Consider the following 21,759-nt stretch of genomic DNA (forward strand, 5'->3'; position numbering starts at 1 on the left):
ATATAAATACATAATTTAATATTGACAGATGAAAATATTTATTCTAATCTGTTTAATAAATCTTAAAGGAATGAGGTAAACTGAATTGGCTCAAAACAAACCACCCCTTATAATTAAAATTAAAAGTAATTATTCTTCGTTTACTCCATCTTTGAAAAAAGTAGCAGATTATCTATTCACCCATTTTGAAGATTTTACCCACATGACAATAAATGAAGTTGCCAAACAAAGTGGAGTCAGTGAATCAACACTTACCCGATTCTCTCAAAAGATAAATATGAAGAACTTCCAGGCCTTAAAAATTCAACTAGCTCACGAGTTAGGGGGAGTTGAAGAAGACAAAGAATTGATCTATGGAGAAATCCGGTTCCAAGATAGTATGGAAGCAATTATTCAAAAAATTTTTTTAGCTCAAGAAGAAGTTTCCAAAAGCACTCTCCAGCAAATCGATAAAAATATCATCGAAAAAACTGCTTTAAAAGCTGTTGAAGCACGCAAAATTTGTATCTTTTGCAGTGGAAAATCTACCATTGCCGGAATGAGTCTTTATGGCCGTCTCAGCCGTTTAAATACCAACTGCAATATCTATACCGATCTCCCTTTAATGATGATAGCAGCCGGACATTCCGGTCCTGAAGATTTAATCATAGTTGTTTCGAACTCTGGAACCAATCCTTCTCTGATAATGGCAACTGAAAAAGCTAAAGAAAACAAAGCTGTCGTCACGACCATTACCAGCTATGAATCTTCTCCATTAGCAAAACTTGCTGATTACTGCATTCTGACCGCCGCTTGTGAAGAATCAGGATTCTTTGGTGAATCTACCGTTTCCCGAATTGCTCAACTCCTCGTGACGGATATTCTTTATGCAACCATTGTTGTAAAATATGGACCTCCCGCTCTTCAACTTTTGCAAAGAAGTGCTGAAGTTCTTCATAAAATGGGTCAGGAAAAGTAATAATAATTTTCATATTATTTTGCTCAGGAATAGTTGGATAGGGGCAAAAATTTACTTGACGCTTTGGTTTCCGACGGTTAACATAGGGAAAGGAAATTTAAACAAAGGAGGAGATTAAAGAGGTTCATTATTGGTTTAAATGGAGTTTCCCTATGTTAACCGTTATTTTGTTTATGAAATGACTCGTATTTATAAACTAATCTTGGACCTGTCGCATCGAAATAACTTGTTTCATTGATTATGAGATATTTTTCATAATTGTTTCTTGCGACAAGGGGGAATTATGAGAGTTATTGCGGTTGCTAATCAAAAAGGTGGGGTTGCCAAAACAACAACATGTATCAATTTAGGTGCTTCGTTGGCTTATCATGCCCGAAGGGTTCTAATAATTGACATGGATCCTCAGGCTCATTCTACTCTTGGTCTTGGTTTTGAACCCAACGAGTTTGAAAAAACAATTTTAAATGTACTCGAACCCAATCGAAGCCCCTTTCATTTGGAGCTGAATGATGTCATTATTCCAACTAAAACCCCAAATCTGTATATTGCTCCTTCAAATATTGATCTGGCTGGTGAAGAATATCGCTTGATCGATAAATTGGGTCGAGAAGATTTTTTAAATTCCGGTATCCAACGCGCAAAACCACAATTTGATTACATTTTAGTCGATTGCCCGCCATCATTGGGAATTTTGACTATTAATTCTTTAAAAGCTTGTCGAGAAGTTATTGTTACTATTCAACCTCATTATTTTGCTCTACGCGGTATCCAGGAATTTGTCGAAACCGTTGACATAATGAGAGAAAGCTTGAAACATGACCCGGAAGTCTACGTCTTAATTACCATAGCCGACATCCGGACCAATTTGTATCGGGAAGTCATGAACGAGATTGAAGAATATTTTGGAGATCGAACTTTTCAAACTATCATTCACAAAAATATTACTATAGCTGAAGCCTCGAGTCATGGTGTACCGGTAATCGAGTATGAACCGGAATCCAGTGGAGCACAGGATTATCTTTCACTTGCGAAAGAGGTGATTGAACTTGAAAAAGAAAAGCCTGAAAAGGGGCTTTTCCGAAAGAATAGACTTCAAACGTGAGCTTATTCGTGATACAACAAAAAATCTTGATGTCGATGAAAGCACAACACCACCAACGACACCAGTAGAAGAAAAAGGTGTTCTCCCTCCTAAAACTGTAAAAAAGGTAGCATCAACAAAGTCAAAAAAAGATGAAGCAGCCGAACGGTTAGCAATAATTAAGGTTATCGGAGTAGGAGGGGGAGGGAACAATGCTGTAAACCAAATGGCTGAATCAGGTTTGGATGGTGTTGATTTAGTAGCCGTTAATACCGACATTCAATCTTTAAAAAAATCTTTGGCAAACGAAAAGCTGCAAATCGGAATTAGTGCCACTCGTGGTTTGGGAACTGGTGGCAATCCTCGTATTGGTGAAGAAGCTGCCCGTCAAGATAAGGAAAAAATCGTTGATCTTATTAATGGTTCCGAATTAGTTTTTATAACTGCCTGTTTAGGAGGAGGCACCGGCACCGGGGCAAGTCCGGTTATAGCCCAGATTGCCAAAGAAGCTGGAGCTTTAACCATCGGTGTCGTCACCAAACCTTTTCAATTTGAAGGGAATAAGAGAAAGATACAAGCTGAAGCTGGTATCGAAGCCCTGCGAAACACCGTAGATGCCCTTATTGTCATACCCAATGACCGCCTTATGCAAGTAGCTAAAAAAGACACATCTTTCCAAGAAGCATTTAAATCAGCAGATTACATACTTTATCAGGCGGTTAAAGGAATAACTGATTTGATATCATCTGCTCAAGATATAAACTTAGATCTGGCTGACCTACGAACCGTTCTAACCGGTGCTGGAACAGTATTAATTGGCATTGGACACGGCCGAGGAAGGGAAAAGGCCAAACATGCAGCTGAAGAAGCGATCTATAGTCCGTTATTAGAAATATCCATTAAAGGTGCCCGATCAATTCTCCTTAACATCACCAGTGGCCCAGATATGACACTTCATGAGGTAACAGATATCACTGATATCGTAAAAAACGCTGCTGGTATAGAGTCGGATATTTTATTTGGGAACAAAGTCGACGAAACCATGACCAATGAGGTCTCGGTAACGGTTATTGCAACTCGTTTTGAAAAAGAGGAAGAAGAAATTCCATCTTTAGAAGTTGAAGAAGATATTGAAAGTAGAATTGTGATTGAAGATGACCTCGATATGCCAGCCTTCCTCCGGGAGTCACAAAGAAGAACCCCAACACCGCCGGAAGAAAAAACTCGTACCGATGAAATATTGTCATTTTTTAGAAAGCAAAGGAGAGAGTAGATATGGCTTTTATTTATAATCGAGAAATGACTCGTGAAGAAATTTTAAAACGAGTTGGAGACATTTCCCAAATTGGGAGTGTTATTCTTTCTGAATTACAAGATGGACCAGAACGAGGAAATCGAACTGCACAGGTTATAACTGGAGGAGGTCTTCACTATACAGTTTTATTAGACAGGGGAATGGATTTAGCTTGGACCTGGTATAAAGGAATAGCAGTTTCCTGGAGATCGGCTACTCAAGCCATTGCCCCCTACTATTTTGAATCTACTGATTTAGGCTGGCTAAGAGGATTCCATGGCGGTCTTATGAATACCTGTGGATTAACCTACTTTGGTTCACCAGCTCACGACCCTGAAACCGGACAAAATTTAGGTTTGCATGGAAGGGCTTCTTATACTCCAGCGAAAAATGTTTTTGCTGATGGAACCTGGCAGGGTGATGACTACCAAATACTGGTCCAAGGTAAAATTCGAGAAGCATCGGTATTCGGAGAAAAATTAGTTCTTTATCGAAAAATCATGAGTCGTCTTGGTGAAAAAACCATTTTTATAGAAGATGAGGTTGTTAATGAAGGATGGTCAGAAAGTCCTTTCATGATTCTTTACCATGTTAATGTTGGATTTCCCTTGCTTGACGAGGGAAGTAAGCTTTATGTTCCAGCTGAAAAAACTATTCCTCGAACCCCGGAAGCAGAAAAAGGACTCTCCGAATGGAACCTTTTCCGCACCCCCCAAAAGAACTTTTTTGAGCAAGTTTTTTTCCATGCCCCAAAAGTTCTTCACGATGGATATAGTGCGGCACTTCTGCATAATGAAAAAATGGCTTTAGGATTTTATGTGAAATTTAAAAAAGATACTTTACCATTTCTTTCCGAGTGGAAAATGATCGGTGAAGGCGAATATGTACTCGGTATTGAACCAGGTAATTGTTTACCCGAGGGACGTCCCAAAGAAAGGGAAGCCGGCCGTTTGGTAACCCTAAAACCTGGGGAATCACGAAAAATGGTTCTTGAAATAGGTATTGTTGACGGTAATAAGGAGATTGAACAGTTTAAAAAGTACATGGGGACATTTTAAATTGTCCAGTATAAATCATCGAATATAAAAAGTAGAAATTTATTACTTTTTTAATATAATTTTTGGTTTCAGGAATAGGGATATTCTCGATAAAGGAATCAGGTTGAGTCTGATTTTCTCCTTTTATCCATTCATCTAGTCTGCCCGGTCCCGCATTATAAGCGACAATGGCCGGGCATATTTTTTGATTAAAATAATCTAGTAAGTATCTAAAATAAGTTGCCCCTAACTCAAGATTAATTTCTGGATTTATGAGAAAAGAATCATTCCAGTCGACAAAATTGACAACCTGGTTCATTCCAGTTTCAATCATCCAAGCAGCTGTAGACGGCATCAGTTGCATCAAGCCAACTGCTCCAACCGGTGATACGATATCGATCTCGAAAGCACTTTCCGCTTTAATAAGCGCAAGAACAAGATAAGGATCAATTGAATTCTGCTCACTTAAATCTTTAATAATTGAAAAATAGTAATCCGGATATATTTTTTTCCATACATTTTTATAATTTTTAAAATCCGGATAGCGGTTTTGAAAGTAAATTGCATTAATTTGGCTTTCTCGATATTCTTGGTTTCGAGCGTAAAATCGGCTGAGTTCAAAATATATTTCTGGGTGATTCGGCATTAATCTTTTCAGGGTCAAGAGTTCAGCTTCAGCATTGGTTTTAAGAGAAAGATCGCTGAGTATGAGATACCGATTCCAATGAATCTTTTGGTTTTGAGTAAATATCTCCATCTTGGTGATAAATTCATGAGGTGGAAAAAGCTCACGAGATGAAGGAAGGGGCTTATTCGTTTTGCCAAGTTCTTGCCAAGCGCGAACGTAGTAATAATCGAGCCCTTCATTCTTAATGATTTCTTCCAGATAACGGATACTTTCTTCTGATTGATCGATTTTATATTTCCAAAAAAGGGCACGACTTTTTTCATCAGGATAGGTTGAAAGCAAATCTAAAGCCGATTGGGCTGAGTTTAAATCTTTTTTTTGATAAAGATACCAGAATTTTTCCCATATTGGTTCACTATCATAGGGGAATGCCGCAACTCTTCGATCTAAAATATTGAGATAATTCTCCTCATCGTCTAATACTCGATAACAAAAAGAAAGATTTTTAAAAGTATTTAAAACATATTCGCTATTGGGAAACTGGTTTAAAAGATTTTCATAGGCAATACTGGCTAAACTATATTCACCCCGTCTCTGGTGGTAAACCCCAGTGTAAAACCAACCATCAGGATGATCCATTAACATATAATTCTGGGTCAAAATTCTTTTCATATCGGTTAAATTTTCCTGACGTAGATATATCCTTAACCATAAAATCCAATATTCAAGGATTTCAGAGGAAAGAAGAGAATTCAAATCAATTTGATCTAAAAATCTTATAGAATCAGAAGTCCACCCCAACTGAAAGAAAAAAGCAGCGACCTCTAATCTAGTTTTCATTGAAAAATCCTCAGGATTTAGTTTATCAACAATGGGATTGATCAAGTCTCGGGCTTGGCGGCTGGTCATTGTTCGGTGTGAATAGTAAATTTTTTTAGTATGGAAAAGAGCCTCTAAAAAGTTACCCTTACCCACAAGGATTTTGCTGATACCTATTAGGGAATTAAGCCGTTCTGACTCATCATAGGCGCAAGAAAGAGATTCTATATAATAATTAATCGCCTGATTGTAATTTTTTTCAGCATTGAATAGTTCAGCAATTTGCCAGGCAGATCGATGGAGCAAAATTGACAGCGTCGATAGTGACTGGAGGTGATGATAAACATCTTCTATTGAGTCGGTTCTTTTTTGGTTTATGAGCGCATCAAGATAGAGCGACCAAAGGTGATCAGAGATACTTACCTGACGATTTTTTTCTTCTTTCAATAAAAATTCGTAAGCTTTCTCCAGTTGCTCCATAGTTAATAAAGATTGTAATTTTAGAAGAGCGGTTTGATTTGCATAGTGTTTGGCTTGATCGGGGTAGTTATTGATTTGATTAATAACCTTTTGGTAATCTTTTTGGCGGTAGTTATTGATCAGCTCGGAAAGAAAGTCATCTTTCCCCCAGACATTTCCAGCTGCTCCTAATAGAAAAATTATGATAACAATCAAAACGATGAAGTCATGGATTTTGTTTCTCATATTTCTTTCTCCTGGTTCATTATATTATATATTAAACTAACTTTTTTCAGTTCCTCATTCATCGTGCGTATAATAAAAAGCAAAAGGCTTAATGAACGAAAAACAGTAATAGATTGCTAAAAGAATGTATCTATCCTGAAAATACCGGAATAATTTTTATAGGTAACTCATATTGAGCAACCAACCAGAATCTCTTTCCGGGCTTTCACCCTCATCCTCACCTTCTCCCATCAAGGGAGAAGGAACTATGAATCGTCATTGCGAGGAACGGAGTGACGTGGCAATCTCTTGAGCTCAATCTTTTTTATTCCTCTCCCTTTGAATAAAGGGAGATGGTTTGGGATTCGATTGGTTTCCAAAAACTCAAATCTCCCTAACCCCCTTTTCTAAATGGTGGAAATTCATTTCTGAATGAGTAATTTTCATCATCATCTGGTTCCACCAAAGTGGCATGAGGGTCTATCCTGAAAACCAACGGGCATGATAAATCAAGCCCCTACCAAAGAATTTAAAAATGTAGGGCACAATGTATTGTGCCCATTCATTAATTAATGTAGCGACATACCATGGTATGTCGAATCTTGGTTTTCTACCTCATCTGGTGCCATAAAAACGGCATAAAGGTCTGTCCTGAATATACCATCAAATGAATTCTTTAATCGGTCATCCTGAGCCCTCGTTTTTCGAGGGCGTGAGGATCTCATCTTTTTTAAAATTTTTTATCTCATTGACTAAAGGGAGAATAAGAGGGAATCGATTTTTTTTCAGTTCTTTCTAACTCGTCTTTGAAAAAATAAGAAATTAAATTAATGCAAAATTGGTTATTATATTCATAGAATATGACATAATGTTATAAGTGTTTATTCAAGCTTTTTTTAAAAAATTGATATGAATTGCAATCATTCCATTCAATATTTGAATTTATAACCCATGACTGAATAAATAAAATTAAAATAAGATATTTTTTACCTTAAGGGATAAGACTATGAGAAATTTGGAAGTTGCTCAAATTCTTCGTGAAATTGGAGTTCTCTTAGAAATAAAAGGAGAAAACCGGTTTCGAGTATTGGCCTATCAAGAAGCTGCCAGAAAAATCGAAAACTGGCCGGAAGCGATTGAATTACTCGCCAAAGAAGGAAAATTACGAGACATATCAGGCATTGGTGAAGGCTTAGCAGCCAAGATCGATGAATATCTTCGCACCGGGAAAATCGAATATTATGAAGAACTTACTAAAGAAACCCCTCGGGAACTCATTCAGCTCACTGAAATCCCTGGGGTTGGCCCAAAAATTGCCCGACAACTCTATTCCGACTTAGGGATTGTAAACATTGAGCAATTAGAACAAGCCATTCAGGAACATCGTCTTCAAAATCTCCCTGGATTTGGTATCAAAAGTGAAGAAAAAATAAGAAAAGGGATCGATATTATCAAGAAGAGTACCGGTAGGATGTTATTAGGTTACGCACTTCCCTTGGCTGAAGAAGTTATTACCTTCCTTCGTGAAAATAATCAAATTGATAACATAAGCACAGCTGGAAGCCTTCGTCGTATGAAAGAAACCATTGGTGATATTGATATTTTGGCATCAACGGCTGATGCAGAACGTATGATGGAAACCTTTACCAAACTACCTATGGTGAAGCAAGTCATTGCCCATGGAACAACTAAATCGAGTATCTTGACCTATGAGGGAGTACAAATTGATCTTCGAGTGGTTGATAATCAATGTTTTGGCGCCGCACTCCAGTATTTTACTGGTTCTAAAGAACATAACGTTAAACTTCGGGAATATGCACAAAAAAAAGGGTATAAGATTAACGAGTATGGAATTTATCGGATAGATGATGAGGAAAAGAAGGGGGGAGAAAAGGAAGAAGAAATTTATCAAATTTTAGGAATGGAGTGGATTCCACCGGAGATGAGAGAAGATCAAGGTGAAATTGAAGCTGCTCTTCAAAAACGCTTACCGGTATTGGTCGACATAAAAGATATTCAAGGAGATCTTCACGTCCATTCAAATTGGAGTGATGGATTGGTTTCCATTGAAGAGATGGCATTAGCTGCTACTAAAAAAGGATATCAATACCTCGCTATTTGTGATCATACCCAGGGATTGGCAGTGGCTTCTGGCTTAACCCCCGAGCAAATACAAGAAAGAAGGAAAGAGATTAACCAATGGAACCAAAATCATAGTGAGATTTTTGTTCTAGAGGGGGTAGAAGCTAATATTTTAGGTGATGGATCAATTGATCTTCCTGATGAAGTGCTTGCTCAACTTCCCATAGTAGTTGCTGGAATTCACACCGGATTAAGTCAAACCACTGAAAAAATAAACCAACGCCTTGAAAAGGCTTTTAAAAATCCCTATGTTCAGATTATTAGTCACCCCACCGGACGATTGATCAATAAACGGGATGCAACTCAAGGTGACCTCGCGCTTCTTTTTAAATACGCTCAACAGACAACAACCGCTCTTGAAATCAATGCCCAACCAGAACGGTTAGATCTTAAAGATATTGATGCCCGACAAGCCAACGAAAAGTACCAGATTAAATTGGTTATTTCTACTGATTCTCACGATCCTTCCTCATTGAATCTTATGCGTCTTGGTGTTGCCCAAGCCCGTCGAGCTTGGTTGACTAATAAGGACATTCTCAATACTTACAATAAAGGCCAACTCCTTGAAATCCTCCAAAAAAAGAGAGAACGCTTTACAATTTAGATCTATTCCTACTCCTCCATAACCTCAGAAACAATGAAAATATTAATCTTTTTCCATTATTGCAAAGGCCTATTCGTTTCATACAACTCAACTATGCCTTTCCAAACGTGGTGGGAGTTGTCGTTTGTGTTCAGTCCGCTTTATCATTTTTTGAATTTTGGCAATATCCTGTTGATTTCCTAACCCATTTTGAATAAATGCATCTAAAACTGCATAACAAATACCCATTTCCTTTTCATCAGTTTGATCTTCCCATAGCCCTGCCGATGGTGCCTTTTCGATTATGGATGCTGGTATTTCTAAAAACTTTGCGAATTGCCAAACTTCCGTTTTAGTCAAATGGGCAAGAGGCATCAGGTCAACCCCCCCATCCCCATATTTGGTATAATATCCAACTGTTAATTCACTTTTGTTGGTTGCTCCACAAACCAGATAATTTTCCTTTTGAGCAAAATAATAAAGGACCGTCATTCGGATGCGAGGAATAATATTAGCTAAGGGAAGAGGAAGAGGTTTTGAGTAGCTTTCACCAAGGAGAGCGAGATAGCTATCATATATAAAATCAAGAGAAAAAATTTGATATGAAATAGCAAATTTTCCGGCTATTAGTTCAGCATCTTGTTGATCCAGGGGAAGGCTGTGACAAGGAAGCATAAGACCTAAGGTATTTTCTGGAAATGCAATTTTAGCCAATGCTCCCGCTACCGAAGAATCAATTCCTCCACTTAATCCAAGAACCACTCCTTTTGCTTTTGCTTTTTGAACCCGCTCCCTTAACCAATCAACTATTCGATCTCGTTCCTGATTCCAATCTTTCATATCATTTCTCCTTCATTGACATTTATTTCTCTGATACTGTATCATTCTTAGACATATATCGAATAAAATTAGCATGTCGCACTATAATTAATTATAAATCAATATACAATTATTTTAACTTTGAACCGACTAGAACAAAATAGTAGTTGAGTTTTTATCCATTAAATTTGGATTATTGTTAAAAAGATGAAGGACAAATACTCAAAGGAGCGACGGATATGGGAAAAACCATTGCAGAAAAGGTTTTTGAACGAAAAACCGGGTTTCCAGTTAAGGCTGGAGATTTAGTTATTGCCCGAATTGATATGGCGATGGGACAAGATGGGACCACACCACTGGCAATCCAGTCTTTTGAAGAAATGGGTGGTAAAAAAGTATTCGACCCATCTCGTATAGTATTTATCATTGACCATAATGCCCCAAGCCAACTAGAAGCGATATCGCAGCTCCATGATAACATGCGGAAGTTTGCTGAAAACTATGGATTGACTATTTATGAAGTTGGATGTGGAGTATGCCATGAAATCATGGTCGCCAAAGGTTTAGTCGTCCCTGGTGATTTAGTGATTGGAGCTGATTCACATACCTGTACCTATGGAGCCATTGGAGCCTTCTCAACTGGAGTAGGGAGTACTGAATTAGCCGCAGCAATGATATCAGGTCAACTTTGGTTCAAGGTTCCTGAAACCATCCTGATTCGAATCAATGGAACTCTCCCACCCGGGGTATATTCAAAAGATGTCATTCTGTATCTTGCCTCTCAAATTGGTGCTGATGGAGCAACTTATCAAGCTATTGAATTTACTGGTCCAATCATTGATCGTCTTTCGGTTGAAGAACGATTAACTATCTCAAACATGGCAGTTGAATTAGGAGCCAAAGCAGGCATTATAGCTCCTGATGAAAAAACCTTAACCTGGGTTAAACAAAGAACAATTAAGTCTTTTGAACCAATTTATCCAGACCCAGATGCTGTTTATTTAAAAGAATTAACCTATGACTGCTCAACGCTTACTCCCCAGGTTGCTCTTCCTCATCGGGTTGATACGGTTACCTCAATCGATTCCTTGGGAGAGGTGATAATCCAAGAAGCTTATTTAGGAACTTGCACCAATGGTCGAAGCGTGGACATTGAGGTTGCTGCTAAGATACTTCAAGATAAAAAAGTCCACCCAAAGGTTCGTCTTATCGTTGCTCCGGCCTCAAAAGAAATTCTTTTGGAAGCAATCGAGAAAGGTTGGATAGAAACCATTGTCAAAGCTGGAGGAGTTCTGGTAACTCCCGGATGTGGACCTTGTGTTGGAACTCATCAAGGAGTCCCAGGCGATGGATGGAATGTTGTTTCCACAGCAAATCGAAATTTTAAAGGACGCATGGGAAACAATAAAGCTTTCATATACTTAGCTTCTCCCGCTACCGTTGCCGCCTCGGCTTTAAAAGGAAAAATAACCGATCCGAGAAAATACTTGAGGTGATTGCCATGATACTCAAAGGAAAAGCCCACATTTTCGGCGATGATATTAACACCGACTATATCATTTCCGGGAAATACAAATTTAAAACTCTGGATATGAACGAACTGGGAAAACACGTCATGGAAGATATCGATCCTCAGTTTTCTCAAAAAGTAGAAATTGGCGATTTTATTGTAGCCGGGAAGAATTTTGGCTGTGGCTCTTCCCGTGAACAGGCTCCCAGAGCTTTGCTTGCCAGTGGTATAAGAGGAGTTATTGCTCCATCAATAGCCCGTATATTCTTTCGTAATGCTATTAATTGTGGTTTAGTGGCACTCGAGTGTGATACCAGTCGCATTCAGAGTGGTGATGAACTGGAAATTAACTTAACAACAGGAAAAATTAATGACTTGACTCAAAACTTTACCATTGAGGCGGCTCCACTTCCTGAAGTAATGATTCAAATCCTAAATGAAGGTGGCTTGGTTTCTTATTTTAAAAAACATGGATCATTTCCTGAACCAGGTAAAAGCCAATCTTAAAGGAGAATATTATGTGGGAAAACTTAAAAAAGAGCGATCCCGAAATATTCCATTGGGTAAAAGAAGAACTTAATCGTCAAAGAAATACCTTGGAAATGATCGCTTCAGAAAATTTTACCAGTTTAGCCGTTCTTGATGCCCAGGGTTCGGTGCTCACTAATAAATACGCTGAAGGATATCCGGCTAAACGCTATTACGGCGGTTGCATTTTTGTCGATGAAGTGGAAAATATCGCTCGCCAAAGAGCTTTGGATATTTTCGGAGCTGATCATGTCAACGTTCAACCTCACTCGGGTTCTCAAGCGAATATGGCTGTTTATATGGCCATTCTCAAACCCGGGGATACTGTACTTGGAATGAATCTTGCTCATGGAGGACATCTCACCCATGGAAGTTTGGTGAATTTTTCTGGGATCCTGTATCGATTCATTTCCTATGGGGTTCATCCTGATACCGAAAGAATTAATTATGACGAACTAGAAAAATTGGCTGTTGAGTATAAGCCTAAATTGATAGTAGCTGGAGCCAGTGCTTATCCTCGCTTTATCGATTTTGAAAGGTTAGGGAAAATCAGCGGACAAATAGGTGCATATCTGATGGTGGATATGGCTCACATAGCAGGTCTGGTGGCAGCCAGTGTTCATCCCAGTCCTATTCCCTACGCTGATTTTGTAACCACAACGACCCATAAAACCCTTCGTGGACCTCGTGGAGGAATGATTTTTTGCCGAAAAGATTTTGCTGGAACTATTGATAAAGCTGTTTTTCCTGGAACTCAAGGAGGCCCTCTCTTGCACGTCATTGCCGGTAAAGCCGTAGCCCTTAAAGAAGCACAAAGTGAGGATTTTAAAGTCTATCAAAGACAAACGGTTAAAAATGCAGCAGCTCTCGCTGTCTCTTTAAAAGAAAAAGGTTTTCGCTTGGTTTCCGATGGAACTGACAATCATCTCATTCTCATTGATGTTCGAAACCAAGGTATTACAGGGAAGGAAGCCGAAAAATATCTGGACCAAGTAGGTATAACAGTAAATAAAAATGCGATTCCCTTTGATCCTGAAAAACCAAATACCACCAGTGGTATTCGGATTGGAACTCCATCCTGTACGACTCGTGGCATGAAAGAAAAAGAAATGTCGGTCATTGCTAAGCTGATTTGTAGGACATTCGAATCAAAAAATGATATACTGGCACTTGAAAAAATTACTCATGATGTAAATCAGCTTTGTCAACAATTTCCACTCTATCCTGATCTAATCATTCCGGAATAGATAATTTAAATTTTGGTTTTAAAAGTAATGGTCAAGGAAATTAATTCCAGGATTCGCCAGTGAGGAGGTTTATACTGATGAGAGAAAAAGTAGAAAAGGCCTTAGAAAAGGTGAGAGGATATCTTCGTATGGAAGGTGGAGATGTTGAATTAGTAGATATTGTTGATGGGGTTGTGAAGGTCCGATTAAAAGGAATGTGCAGTTCTTGTCCGATGTCGATGATGACTCTTAAAGACGGTATCGAGCGAGTGGTAAAAGAAGAAGTTCCCGAGGTTGTATCGGTTATTCAAGCTTAATCAATCAGATTATCTCATAAAAAAAGCGTCTGACATGAAAATCAGACGCTTTTTTTATTTTTAAACTATTCATTCCAAAATTTATTTTTGATTAAATAATGCTAGCCATTCAATACAATTTTCTACTTACTTCGCCAACTTTCCCTGAATAATCCAATAAAAAAGACTTACCAAGACGACTCCACCAATGATATTTCCTAAAGTAACCGGTAAGAGGTTTCGGAAAATATCCCCCCAGTGCAAGAGTTTTTCTGCAGAAAAATATCCTTGGGCGATGATTCCGGCTGGTAAAAAATACATATTGGCTACACTATGTTCATAACCCAGTGCTACAAAGGTTAGAATTGGGGCCGGAATAACTAGCAGCTTGGTCAGATTATTTTCTGAATAAATACAAAGCAAGACAGCAAAGCAAACTAACCAGTTGCATAAAATTCCACGACTCAAGGCGGGAAAAAAAGCAAGACTCACCTTAGCGCTGGCAATAGTATAGGCTCTTTCAGCTATGACCCCTTGTCCGGAAGCGAATAATCCGGAAGTATGGTAAAGACCAACCAAAAGAAGAGCTCCAACAAAATTACCTAAATAAACAATCACCCAGTTTTTTAATGTATTCAACCAAGAAGAAAGTGAATCAAAGCAGGAATAAGAAAGAAGGCAATTTCCTGTAAAGAGATCAGCTTTCCCTAAAACAACAAAAATTAAACCTACCGAGAATACCAAACCACCTAAGATTTGACTTAATCCATAGGCGAGTCCCGATGATGCAGTTACAAGGGTATAAAGTTGAGACGCAAATCCAATATAGGCTCCAGCTAAAATTGAACCAATAAAGAGAGACAAAGCTCGCTTTTGAGTTTTGCCATTACACCAACGAATAAAGGTCGCATGGTCGGTTTCCACATTTCTTCCTCCTTATTTAAAAATAATGATTTCGTTAATTACTTAAATAGATAATATAATAGGTCAATATATTTTTAAAGATAAATTATAGATTTTTATATATCTTTTTGTTAAAATGTCAACAATACCTTACGAGGGAGGGTCATTAATGGCGGAAGTATTAGAACAACTTGCAAAAGAATTATTTGCTGGGAATGCTAAAGGCGTAGCCGAGCTAACCAACAAAGCATTGGCAGAAGGTCTTAAACCTTCTGAAGTATTGAACGGTGGTCTTATCAAAGGAATGAGTGAAGTTGGGGTGAAATTTAAAGCCAACGAAATCTATGTTCCTGAGGTATTAATTGCTGCTCGCGCCATGAAAGCTGGTATGGAAATTTTAAAACCAAAACTAGCCGAAAGCGGAGTAGAGCCGGTAGCAAAAATGATCATCGGAACGGTAAAGGGAGACCTTCATGATATTGGAAAAAATTTAGTTGCTATGATGATGGAAGGAGCTGGCTTTGAAATTATCGATCTCGGTATCGATGTCCCGGCTGAAAAATTTATCCAGGCAATGAAAGACAACAAACCTCAAGTCGTTGGTATGTCAGCCTTATTAACCACCACCATGGTCCAAATCAAAGAAAACATCAAGGCCTTCAATGATGCTGGAGTAAGAAGTAATGTAAAAGTTTTAATTGGAGGAGCTCCAGTTACTCAAAAGTTTACCGATGAAGTCGGCGCTGATGGCTATGCACCGGATGCTGCTTCAGCTGTTGACAAAGTTAAGGAACTTTTAAGTATCTCCTAAAAAAAGGGTGGAATTCCACCCTTTTTTTTAATTATGAATTAATTAATTATCTTATTTAATAAATAATTCAAATGCTTTATTAATTATTTTTAAAAGGGGGATTACAGTTATGATGAGTGATCTTGAAATCGCCCAACGCTCAACTATGAAACCAATTTCAGAAATTGCTAACACAATAAGCTTAAACGATGATGACTATGAACTCTATGGAAAATATAAAGCTAAAATCTCTCTCGATGTTTTAAATAAGTTTCAAAATCAACCCTTAGGAAAATATATTGACGTAACTGCTATTACGCCAACTCCGCTAGGAGAAGGAAAAACGGTTACCACCATTGGGTTAGCCATGGGTTTAAATGCCATCGGGAAAAAGAGCATTGTCTGCATTCGTCAGCCTTCCCTTGGTCCAGTGTTTGGAATCAAAGGGGGAGCTGCCGGTGGTGGATACTCCCAAGTTATTCCTATGGAGGATTTTAATCTCCATTTAACCGGAGATACCCATGCCGTATCTTTGGCTCATAATCTTCTTGCCGCTTTTATTGATAATCATCTTCACCATGGGAATGCCCTGGATCTCAACCCATACACGATCAGCTGGCCACGGGTTGTCGACGTAAGCGATCGATCGCTTCGAAAAATTATCCTTGGCTTGGGTGGAAAAGAAAACGGAGTCCCTCGAGAATCCGGTTTCGATATCTCGGTTGCTTCTGAGGTCATGGCCATTTTAGCTTTGACGACTGATTTATCGGATATTCGAAAGCGATTGGGGCGTATTGTTATCGGTTATAACAAAAAGAAACAGCCGATTACTGCAGAAGATTTAAAATGTGCCGGTTCAATGGCGGTTTTAATGAAAGATGCTATTAAACCCAATCTTCTCCAAACCTTAGAAAATACTCCATGTCTGGTTCACGCTGGTCCCTTCGCCAATATCGCTCATGGTAACAGTTCTATCATAGCCGATCAAATCGCTCTTCGTTTAACCGATTATGTTGTAACCGAGAGTGGTTTCGGTGCTGATTGTGGTATGGAAAAGTTTATGGATATTAAATGCCGGTATAGTGGGCTCAAACCCAATTGCGTCGTTATGGTGTGCTCAATTCGAGCTTTAAAAATGCATAGTGGAAAATATAAAGTGGTACCAGGAAAACCACTCGATCCTGGTTTAGCGCAAGAAGATATTGAATCTGTTACCCAAGGTTCAGAAAATTTAATTAAACAGATCGAAAATGCCCGCTACTTTGGCATACCAGTAGTTGTAGCCATTAACGCCTTTACTTCCGATTCTCCAAAAGAAATTGAAACTGTCAGAAAAATTTCCATAGAAAATGGCGCTTTTGATGCAGTGGTTTCCGAAGTATGGGCCAAGGGCGGAGATGGAGGAAAGGATTTGGCTCAAGCAGTTGCTCGGGCATGCGATAATGGAGGGAATTTCCAATTTCTCTATCCGCTTGATATCCCAATCAAAGATAAAATTCATGCCATTGCAACTAAAATTTATGGTGCCGATGGAGTGGTTTACGAAAACGAAGCCGAGAAAAAAATCAAATTGTTCACTGAAATGGGATGGGATACTTTACCAATTTGTATGGCGAAAACCCATCTTTCTCTTTCTCATGACCCCAAACTGTTAGGCCGTCCGAGAGGCTATAAATTGCCAATCCGTGATATTCGGCCTTCAATTGGTGCTGGTTTCCTGTACCCACTTTGTGGTGAGATGAGAACCATGCCTGGTCTACCTTCCAAACCAGCTGGAAATACAGTCGATTTCGATGAAGATGGGAATGTAGTGGGACTTTTCTAATGAACCAATTTACCTCTTCTGTTCCCATTTATGATTTCGCAATCCTGGGTGCCGGTGTGGCCGGTTTATCTGCTGCTCGAATTCTAAGCCCTTCCTTGAAGGGAGTGGTTATCGATTCGGAAGAGCAAGCAGGTGGGTTGGCTTGGCAATTGGGATGTAAAGCCACCGATAGGTGCTTGTATTGTGGTGTATGTCATGGAATACAATTACGACGAGATTTGGGAAATTTCTCGTCGTACCCTTTTGATTTTATTCTTGGCCAACAATTATCTTCGATGTTTAAAGAAAATGGTAACTATCATCTTCTCTTCAAAAGCGGACGATCGATAATTACTCATTTGATATTAATTGCAACCGGTATTCTACCCTTCGATGCCCGCCAAGTTCCTCAATACGGATATGGTACTTTTCCTCACATCTATACTGGTATTGAAATTGAAAGAAATTTAAATTCGGAAGGGATCAAGACGTTTAATGCCTATCAAAAAATCGCTTTCATTCAGTGCATAGGATCAAGAAATTTTAAAGAAAAAAGAGGATATTGTTCCCGGGTTTGTTGCCGATATGCTCTCCGGATTGCTGAGGATTTAGCTTTTCAATATCCCCATCTCCAGATTGATATGTATTATATGGACCTTCAGCTTCTGGGTGGAAATAAAGAATTACTTGCCGAAATCTCAGAAAAAAGGGTGAGACTCATCCGTCACATGCCCTATCGAGTGGAGTCACCTAACGGAAAACCAATTCTTTTGTTTGAGGATGACCAAAAGGTCAACCGAGTTGAATATGATGCCGTCATTCTATCGGTTGGTATGACCCCCAACCCAGGTACTAAACAGGTTGCTGATATCCTTCGGGTAAATATCGATGATGATGGTTTTATAAAAGACTACGGGGATGGAATCGCCAGTCAGGAAAATATCTATGTATGTGGAGCGGCATCGGGAGCAAAAGATATTGAAACAGCCATTTCCGATGGGAAAAAAGTTGCCCAGCGAATTTTATCGGTTCACCAATATTTGCAACAAGGAATATCGTAAAAAAGGATGTTAAAATATTCGAATATTTGTCGTCTGATGACAAATCAGATAAGGGGGATAATAACTTGAAGACTGTTCTTATCGTCTCTCTTGGCGATACCCGGTCTTGGATGAAGCCTTGGATAGATCAAATTGATACTCATTTCCCAGTTCGAGTTCATTTGCTTAATTCGGCTGAACTTGGGAATAATCTTCCGTTGAATTACGATCGATTCATATTTACTGGAAAAAGTCTTCTCCTACATCGAGAAAATATAGCTCGGATTTGTGCTGCAGCAAACATTGATCCTCTACGAGTATTTTCTTATCCAGAAGAACATCTTCCTCAATCCATGGATGATGAGAAAATGAATCAATGGAATTCTTACCTTCACCAGGTCATACTCACTCACAAAGCTGAACAACCGGTTGAAGCAATAAACCTTCAACTAATTAAGAAAGTTGCCGTCCTAGGGAGGAATCCAATTGACGATAGCATTCTCGAAGAATTTCAAAAAGTTGGTCTTGAAATTTTCCAACCCATCCCACCCTTTACTATCAAGCGTCAGGGAATTCAATATTGTATTGAGTCACAACCAGGAGCAATAATAGTTGGAGGGGTAGTGGTTGTTCCCGAATTTCAACCGGTTTTTTCCTACCCGATTCCCAGCGAAGTGGATGATACTCGCAAGGTCCTTTTCCTCGAAGATTTTAAAAACAAAGTTCTATTGCGGAATTTTCGAAAACAAACCGTGGTTTTTCTGGTTCCTGAAGTTATGGTACCAGCTGAAACCTGGTCAACTCTTTATGACCTCTCCCAACTCTTAGTTCAAAGAGACCAAGCACAAGTATTTATTCTTTGTCGGGAAGTAGTTGTTGCCGGTGATGGTTTGGAAAAAAAATATCTTGAGAGCCGAAAAGCAGGTGTCCTCATTGAAAAAATTGATTTTTCTCATTTGGTACTCCAACCCTCTTTAGATATGCGAGGAAGTTGGATCAGTTTTGTTACCGAGCGGGATAGAATCTCTCAAAAATTTTTAAGTGATTGGATGATCAAGGTACCCGGGAAAAAAGTCATTCCTTATGACCTCACCAAGATATTTTTCGGTGATCGTCTGATTCCATTTTTATCACCATCAAATAATATTAATCTCCCGCTCTATAGTTTGCCTCTCGATGGTTGGTACCACCTACCAGACAATAAATTAACTATTGATACACGCTATGCTATCCAGGAAGTGGTTGGCTATCTCCAGCAGGAGGTAACCGCCGAGAAGAATCGAGCCATAGTCGATGAAGAAAGGTGTGTTCTCTGTTTGACCTGTCTTCGAACCTGTCCCTGGAGTGCTATTGATATCGAAGGGTCGTCAAAAAGAAAAAAAGCCCGAATCAATTGGGAACAATGCCATCTTTGTGGCTTATGCTCAACATCTTGCCCAGCCGGTGCCATAACTCTATACGGTCTTAAAATGGATAAGACTTTCACAACTCAAGCAGAGTAGAGGCAATGGGAGCTGGTGATAATACCGGCAAGATTAAAACTGTTTTGTAATCACTCGTTACTTTTTTTAAATATTTCTGTTTTTGGAGTGATGGAGATTGAAAATATTGGTAATCGCTTGTGATAAAAGTGGCTATCCAGCGATGATAAAATATACCACTGAAAATTCAACCAATCATGAATTTATCAAAATTATTAAAGCGCCCTGCCTTGGAAGTGTAAAAGAAAGTGATATTCTTGAAGCCTTAGAAGGGAAGTGTGATCGGATTCTCTTGGTTGGCTGCCCCATTGATAGCTGCTTTCATCAAAATGGAAGTCGATTTGCTCAAAGGCGAGTAAATAGAATCAATCATCTGTTAGAAGAAGCTGGTATTACCAAAAGAGTAGCTATCAGTTTTGTAACTGCTGAAAAAATCTCTGAAATAAAAAGAACTTTGGATTTGATCTCGAGTACTCCAGTCCAAGAGGAGCATAAACCATGATCATTGGTGAAAGAAAACCAATACCAGAAATCCTTGCTATGCTTGGAGATTCAAAAAAAGTCTTGGTTTTAGGATGCGGAACTTGTGTAACCGTCTGTCTCACCGGTGGTGATAAAGAAGCCAAAGAATTAGCCTCTTTATTGAGAATAAAAGGATATGAAGCCGATAGTTTAACTGTCGAACGACAATGCGAATTGGAGTTTATCCATCCTTTACGGGAAAGTATTCAGTCGGTTGATGCCGTCATTTCTCTGGCCTGCGGCATTGGTGTTCAAGCTCTTTTTGAGCTCGATTCTGAAAAAAGTATCTATCCTGGATTAAATACCACCTTCATGGGAATGCCGGTAAAACAAGGGTATTGGGAAGAACGTTGTTGGGGATGCGGGAATTGCATCATTCATCTTTTCGGTGGAACCTGCCCGATAACCCGCTGTGCTAAAAGTCTCTTAAACGGTCCTTGTGGTGGTTCAAAAGACGGGAAATGTGAAGTGAAACCTGATCGTGATTGCGCTTGGCAGTTGATTTATGATCGCCTAAAGAATCTCAATCGTTTGGATTGGTTGCTGACAATTCAACCTCCAAAAGACTGGTCAACATCCCGCTATGGTGGGCATCGTAAAATGACTCGGGAGGATATGTTGTTATGAGCTGGCTCAAACAGGTGTTGCAAAGTGGTCATTTCGCCGTCACTGCCGAAGTGGGTCCGCCCAAGGGATCCGATCCTCAGGTAATACGAAAAAAATGCGATCTGCTCAAAGGTTTTGTTGATGCAGTCAATATCACCGATAATCAGACGGCTATCGTCCGCATGTCAAGTTTTGCTAGTTGTTTGATTGCCCAGAAGCAGGAAATCGAACCGGTTATGCAAATGGTCACCCGAGACCGAAATCGCATTGCACTGCAAAGCGATTTTCTCGGGGCTTGCGCTTTAGGTATTTCAAATCTTCTCTGCCTTACCGGTGACCATCAGAGTATGGGAAACCACCCCCAATCAAAAAATGTCTACGATATTGATTCAATCCAGCTTCTACAAATCTTTAAAAATATGCGTGATCAGAAGGTATTTCAAAATGGAGAGGAAGTGAAGGGGGAAATTAATGTTTTTTTAGGTGCGGGTGAAAGCCCATACGCTGATCCTCTCGAGTTTCGTGCTCTTCGCTTAGCGAAGAAGATTGCCGCCGGAGCCGAATTTATCCAAACTCAGGCAATTTTCGATGTGGATATTTTCACCCAATGGATGGAAGAAGTGTGCTGCTTAGGACTTCATAAAAAATCATTTATTTTAGCTGGAGTTATTCCGGTCAAATCAGCGAAAGCTTTAAGGTATATGAAAAACGAAGTGCCAGGTGTTGTCATTCCTGACAATTTAATCGAGAGAATGGAAGCAGCCACTGATCAAAAGGCTGAAGGCGTTGAAGTTTGTATCGAAACCATTCAAAAAGTTGCGAAAATAGAAGGAGTATCTGGAGTCCACATTATGGCCATTGCTTGGGAAAGTATAGTTCCGGAAATCGTACAACGGTCTGGCCTATTACCACGACCGGCAAAAGGAGAGATCACTTCATCATGAAGGTTGAAAAAAAATTCGATCCTCAATTAAAATATCAAGTTGCGTCGCGACCCGGTGGAGAGGG

At 39.2% G+C, this 21,759-nt stretch carries 19 protein-coding genes; 16 read left to right on the plus strand and 3 right to left on the minus strand.

The features are described from left to right. Positions 1-85 precede the first annotated feature (85 nt). From PLK24_RS01620 to PLK24_RS01635, 4 genes are all read left to right on the plus strand, one after another. Positions 86-958, plus strand: coding sequence for a MurR/RpiR family transcriptional regulator (locus PLK24_RS01620; RefSeq protein WP_324475974.1), 873 nt, complete (start codon positions 86-88; stop codon positions 956-958). A gap of 283 nt (positions 959-1,241) precedes the next feature. Beyond that, the gene (locus PLK24_RS01625; RefSeq protein ID WP_324475975.1) at positions 1,242-2,060 is read left to right on the plus strand and encodes a ParA family protein; all 819 of its coding nucleotides are present in this window, start codon (positions 1,242-1,244) and stop codon (positions 2,058-2,060) included. Then, entirely contained in the window at positions 2,005-3,312 is a 1,308-nt protein-coding gene (gene ftsZ / locus PLK24_RS01630; RefSeq protein WP_324475976.1) for a cell division protein FtsZ, read from the plus strand. Before PLK24_RS01625 ends, ftsZ begins: the two co-directional genes overlap by 56 nt. 2 nt (positions 3,313-3,314) lie before the next feature. Continuing rightward, positions 3,315-4,391, plus strand: coding sequence for an aldose 1-epimerase family protein (locus PLK24_RS01635; protein ID WP_324475977.1), 1,077 nt, complete (start codon positions 3,315-3,317; stop codon positions 4,389-4,391). On the opposite strand, the gene PLK24_RS01640 is transcribed toward PLK24_RS01635, so the two are convergent. Continuing rightward, on the minus strand, positions 4,366-6,522 hold the full coding sequence (locus PLK24_RS01640) for a lytic transglycosylase domain-containing protein (RefSeq protein ID WP_324475978.1): 2,157 nt from the start codon (positions 6,520-6,522) through the stop codon (positions 4,366-4,368). The genes PLK24_RS01635 and PLK24_RS01640 overlap by 26 nt on opposite strands. Positions 6,523-7,507: 985 nt before the next feature. Between PLK24_RS01640 and polX the strand changes: the two genes are divergently transcribed. Next, entirely contained in the window at positions 7,508-9,247 is a 1,740-nt protein-coding gene (gene polX / locus PLK24_RS01645) for a DNA polymerase/3'-5' exonuclease PolX (RefSeq protein WP_324475979.1), read from the plus strand. A gap of 87 nt (positions 9,248-9,334) precedes the next feature. Here polX and nadE read toward each other — a convergent pair whose 3' ends face one another. Beyond that, a complete protein-coding gene (nadE, locus tag PLK24_RS01650; protein WP_324475980.1) occupies positions 9,335-10,066 on the minus strand; it encodes an NAD(+) synthase in 732 nt (243 codons plus the stop codon). Between the two features lie 218 nt (positions 10,067-10,284). Here nadE and PLK24_RS01655 point away from each other — a divergent pair, with 218 nt between their 5' ends. The 4 genes from PLK24_RS01655 (at position 10,285) to PLK24_RS01670 (ending at position 13,626) form a co-directional block, all read left to right on the plus strand. Further along, the gene (locus PLK24_RS01655; RefSeq protein ID WP_324475982.1) at positions 10,285-11,541 is read left to right on the plus strand and encodes a 3-isopropylmalate dehydratase large subunit; all 1,257 of its coding nucleotides are present in this window, start codon (positions 10,285-10,287) and stop codon (positions 11,539-11,541) included. Between the two features lie 5 nt (positions 11,542-11,546). Next, positions 11,547-12,062, plus strand: coding sequence for a 3-isopropylmalate dehydratase small subunit (locus tag PLK24_RS01660; RefSeq protein WP_324475983.1), 516 nt, complete (start codon positions 11,547-11,549; stop codon positions 12,060-12,062). Positions 12,063-12,073: 11 nt separating this feature from the next. Continuing rightward, entirely contained in the window at positions 12,074-13,330 is a 1,257-nt protein-coding gene (gene glyA / locus PLK24_RS01665) for a serine hydroxymethyltransferase (RefSeq protein WP_324475984.1), read from the plus strand. Positions 13,331-13,407: 77 nt separating this feature from the next. Next, a complete protein-coding gene (locus PLK24_RS01670; protein ID WP_324475985.1) occupies positions 13,408-13,626 on the plus strand; it encodes a NifU family protein in 219 nt (72 codons plus the stop codon). A 126-nt stretch (positions 13,627-13,752) separates the two neighbouring features. Here PLK24_RS01670 and PLK24_RS01675 read toward each other — a convergent pair whose 3' ends face one another. Then, positions 13,753-14,529: a formate/nitrite transporter family protein gene (locus PLK24_RS01675; RefSeq protein WP_324475986.1), complete on the minus strand. Its 777-nt coding sequence runs from the start codon at positions 14,527-14,529 to the stop codon at positions 13,753-13,755. 148 nt (positions 14,530-14,677) lie between these two features. Here PLK24_RS01675 and PLK24_RS01680 point away from each other — a divergent pair, with 148 nt between their 5' ends. The 7 genes from PLK24_RS01680 (at position 14,678) to PLK24_RS01710 (ending at position 21,695) form a co-directional block, all read left to right on the plus strand. Next, on the plus strand, positions 14,678-15,319 hold the full coding sequence (locus PLK24_RS01680; protein WP_324475988.1) for a cobalamin B12-binding domain-containing protein: 642 nt from the start codon (positions 14,678-14,680) through the stop codon (positions 15,317-15,319). 109 nt (positions 15,320-15,428) lie between these two features. Beyond that, entirely contained in the window at positions 15,429-17,123 is a 1,695-nt protein-coding gene (locus tag PLK24_RS01685; protein WP_324475990.1) for a formate--tetrahydrofolate ligase, read from the plus strand. Further along, positions 17,123-18,163 carry a hypothetical protein gene (locus PLK24_RS01690; protein WP_324475992.1) on the plus strand — a complete coding sequence of 347 codons (1,041 nt, stop codon included), beginning with the start codon at positions 17,123-17,125 and terminating at the stop codon, positions 18,161-18,163. Before PLK24_RS01685 ends, PLK24_RS01690 begins: the two co-directional genes overlap by 1 nt. A gap of 65 nt (positions 18,164-18,228) precedes the next feature. Then, positions 18,229-19,644, plus strand: a complete 1,416-nt coding sequence (locus tag PLK24_RS01695; RefSeq protein WP_324475994.1) for a 4Fe-4S binding protein — start codon at positions 18,229-18,231, stop codon at positions 19,642-19,644. A gap of 97 nt (positions 19,645-19,741) precedes the next feature. Beyond that, the gene (locus PLK24_RS01700) at positions 19,742-20,125 is read left to right on the plus strand and encodes a hydrogenase iron-sulfur subunit (RefSeq protein WP_324475996.1); all 384 of its coding nucleotides are present in this window, start codon (positions 19,742-19,744) and stop codon (positions 20,123-20,125) included. Then, on the plus strand, positions 20,122-20,772 hold the full coding sequence (locus PLK24_RS01705; protein WP_324475998.1) for a methylenetetrahydrofolate reductase C-terminal domain-containing protein: 651 nt from the start codon (positions 20,122-20,124) through the stop codon (positions 20,770-20,772). The genes PLK24_RS01700 and PLK24_RS01705 overlap by 4 nt, the downstream gene beginning before the upstream one ends. Further along, on the plus strand, positions 20,769-21,695 hold the full coding sequence (locus PLK24_RS01710; RefSeq protein WP_324476000.1) for a methylenetetrahydrofolate reductase: 927 nt from the start codon (positions 20,769-20,771) through the stop codon (positions 21,693-21,695). The genes PLK24_RS01705 and PLK24_RS01710 overlap by 4 nt, the downstream gene beginning before the upstream one ends. Positions 21,696-21,759 lie beyond the last annotated feature (64 nt).

Source organism: Atribacter sp. (genome assembly GCF_035418125.1).
GTDB lineage: Bacteria > Atribacterota > Atribacteria > Atribacterales > Atribacteraceae > Atribacter > Atribacter allofermentans.